At 39.8% G+C, this 3,173-nt stretch carries 3 protein-coding genes and 1 pseudogene; 2 read left to right on the forward strand and 2 right to left on the reverse strand.

The window, feature by feature from the left end:
• Positions 1 to 220: 220 nt before the first annotated feature.
• Both IEY48_RS20095 and IEY48_RS20100 read left to right on the forward strand, forming a co-directional pair.
• Positions 221 to 514, forward strand: coding sequence for a group II intron maturase-specific domain-containing protein (locus tag IEY48_RS20095; protein ID WP_188923319.1), 294 nt, complete (start codon positions 221 to 223; stop codon positions 512 to 514).
• Positions 515 to 639: 125 nt separating this feature from the next.
• Entirely contained in the window at positions 640 to 1,623 is a 984-nt protein-coding gene (locus IEY48_RS20100) for a PH domain-containing protein (RefSeq protein ID WP_188923320.1), read from the forward strand.
• 487 nt (positions 1,624 to 2,110) lie between these two features.
• On the opposite strand, the pseudogene IEY48_RS20105 reads toward IEY48_RS20100, so the two are convergent.
• A pseudogene (locus tag IEY48_RS20105) lies at positions 2,111 to 2,500 on the reverse strand (transposase); the annotation flags it as partial.
• 9 nt (positions 2,501 to 2,509) lie between these two features.
• Positions 2,510 to 3,173 (reverse strand): IS3 family transposase (locus tag IEY48_RS20110; RefSeq protein ID WP_188923321.1); only part of this gene is annotated, 664 nt, incomplete at its 5' end.

Genomic DNA, 3,173 nt, shown 5'->3' on the forward strand with positions numbered 1-3,173 from the left:
AGGTTTCAACTAATTTATTCATGCTCGTTCCTTTTTCTAATCACTCTTGGTCGAATGATCGGATCAAGGAACGAGCATTTAGTTCCTTTGGGGAGCTAATTTCTTATCCGAAGCTCAGGTTAGTTACTATGAAAACGAGTTAAGTTACTTGTACAAATTATGGGTGGCTTCTTTTCCGTGTCTTTTCCGTGTTATCTTGACTCACCAGGAGCGTCCATATATGGCTTCTTTTCCTTGCTTATGGATTAAAGCCAAGCGCTCATTAAAACTGAGTATTTGGCTTCCACAGTTAAAACGTAAATTAACAGGGTTTAGAAACTATTTTGGTCTTCCCGACAACAGCCGAAGCCTGAGTTACGTATACGATTATGTTCTGCATAACTTGTACAAATGGTTGAACAGACGCCGTGGTCGACGAAGTTACAACTGGAGTAATTTCAAGAAGATGTTAGAGTATTTTAGAATTGAGAGTCCAAAAGTCAGTAAGCGTCTAGTGCTGGTTGATTGGTACTAGGGTCGTGTTTTACACGAGTGAATATATAACTGAAGAGCCGGATGCGGTAGTTCCGCACGTCCGGATCTGTGTGGGGTCGGGTCAGTAATGGCCCGCTCTACCACGATTAACGATAAGGAGTTTCGGTGCCAACTTTAGCTAAAAAGAATATCCCATTTATCTTTCTTGCAGTTATTTCTGTTTTCTGGGCTTTTTACTATCAAAGCTCTAATGCACTTAATGGATATGGCGTAGAAAAACCAGAATGGCTTTTGCTAATCGATGGTTTAGTTGTTTTACCTATTTTATGCTTTTGGTTTGTTAAAGATAAGAAAGAAGCTGCTATCAAAGCTGTTGCCTACAGTTGTTTAATTATATTACTTGGTAGCTTTGTTATTCCTGAAAGCTCAAAGGTTGTATGGCCTTACCTTGAATCTTTGCGTTATCTTGCTGTTGCGGCGTTTATCGTTTTGGAAATTACCACTATTTTGACAGTCTTTTTTGCAATCAAAGCTTCTCTTACCAAAGATAAAGATCCAGATTTGGCTATATCAAAGCCAATTGAAAGAATTCTAGGTAAAGGTGCTATAAGCTCATTGCTCTCTTTTGAGGCGCGAGTTTGGACATATGCATTATTTTCCAAAAAGATAAGGCAGCAAAACTTTGTTGGTGATAGTCATTTTAGCTGTCATAAAAAAGATGGCGCCCAAAGTAATCAATTAGGTTTTATTCTTATCATTTTATTTGAATTACCCGTTATGCATTTGTTGTTACATTTCTTATGGTCGCCGTTTGCGGCCAATTTAACGACAGGCTTAACTCTTCTAGGTTTAGTCTTTTTTATTGCAGAGTATAAAGCGATTGCAATTAGACCTATTTCAATTGTTCCAGACAGTATTATTGTAAGGTATGGCATATGGAACCCATTAAGAATTGCTTTAAGTGAAATTAATCACATACAAACTAATTCAAATTTTATACGTCGGTCAGGTAATGTTAATAGGTTCAATTTGGCAGGTAATCCCAATATAGAGATCAAGCTCAATTCCGGTAAGTTAATATACTTAGGTGTAGATTCACCTAATGAGTTTATTTCAACTATCGAAAAGTATCGAGAAAAATCGTTATAACACATATGAGCCTTCCGCCAGTCAATAGGCGAGCCTAACTTATTTGACTGCTTTTGCCGTCAAATTAAAATCAATCAACAAATTCATCTACTTCGTCTGTCATTTAGCTGTCAAATCGTCGTTTACAGCAAACACATATAGAGGCTCTCTTAGTGCGATCTTATCGCTGCCTGACGCCTTTCATTCCTTTGAAATATCAGGGGCACTAGACATTTATCGGTTAACCCTAAGATGGCACTATTCAAGTCTCAGGTGCTTTATGCACAGTTAGTTTCAGGCTCATTTAAGGTGTAAACGACTTTGTTGATTGTATTCATTAATGCGCGCCAATAAGGTGTCTAATCAAGGCGATGTAGCTTAAATAGCATTTGGCATAGTGATGATGGTGAGAAGTCATTGCTTCATTAGCCACATCATTCACAGTCATGCTCGCTTCTCTTTTTCAAAGAGTATCTAGTTAGACGTTCAGCTCACCTTATTGCGCGACTTATCCTTTCAAGAATCGTTGTTCATCAAACACCGTTTTGTTCTTCAGCATGAAATAGACACAGCGGCCAAGCTTATGTGCCAGTGCAGATAATGCTTTAGCTTTACTCATTCGTTTTTGTAATCGGTTAAGGTAGTTACGTGCTTTGTCATTGCCTCGCAGGTAAAGTACCGCAGCTTCTGAGAACGCCCATTTCAAATGAGCATTACCGATTTTATTGCCATTGGTACCATAGGTTTTACCGGCGGATTCCGCTTTACATTTGACTAATCGAGAGTATGACGCAAACTTTTGAACTGACTCAAATCGACTGATATCACCGATTTCATAAAGGATAGTCAGCGATAAAATCTTACCAATACCAGGTACCGTTTTCAGTAATTCTAAATAGTGTACTGGTCAAGCCAAACTGGACACTTTTAATTGAGAATTTTCAAACTCTACAGGTGACAGATCACCATTAGCAGAATGAAGTCGCTCCAAGTTGTAATATTTCATGTAAGCCGTCACATCTTGCTTCATAAACTCCCTTGTTGGTTGAGCAACTTTAAAAATCCAATCGTGTTTCAAACTACCAAAGAAACGTTCAACGACGGCATTATCCCAACACGCACCCACATCCCCCATACTGGCTCGGATACCATAGCTTGATAACTGCTTACCGAATTGCTTGCTGGTATACTGTGAACCTCGGTCACTGTGAAATACCAGCCCTCTGGCCGGTTGGCGCAGGTTGTAGGCTTTCATTAATGCCTTGGATATCAAATCTGTAGTCATGCGTTTGTCTATGTGCCATCCAACAATCCGGCGTGAATATAAATCCATCACCACAGCCAAGTACATCCAGCCTTCACCCGTCTTTAAGTAGGTGACATCACCAGCCCAAATCTGGTTTGCAGCGCTTGGGTTAAAGTTCATATTCAACAAGTTATCAGCGACTGCGTCAGAGTGTTTACGCTGCGTTGTCACCTTATAAGCCTGCCGTTGGGTTACCTTTAGCCGTAAACGTCGCATCATTTTACGGACTGCATAGCGACCTACTTGGTAGCCTTCCTTGCGCAAT

Source organism: Shewanella saliphila (genome assembly GCF_014648295.1).
GTDB lineage: Bacteria > Pseudomonadota > Gammaproteobacteria > Enterobacterales > Shewanellaceae > Shewanella > Shewanella saliphila.

Excerpts from the sequence above, each read along its gene's own strand:
- IEY48_RS20095 (WP_188923319.1), top strand. The coding sequence starts at position 221 with ATGGCTTCTTTTCCTTGCTTATGGATTAAAGCCAAGCGCTCATTAAAA.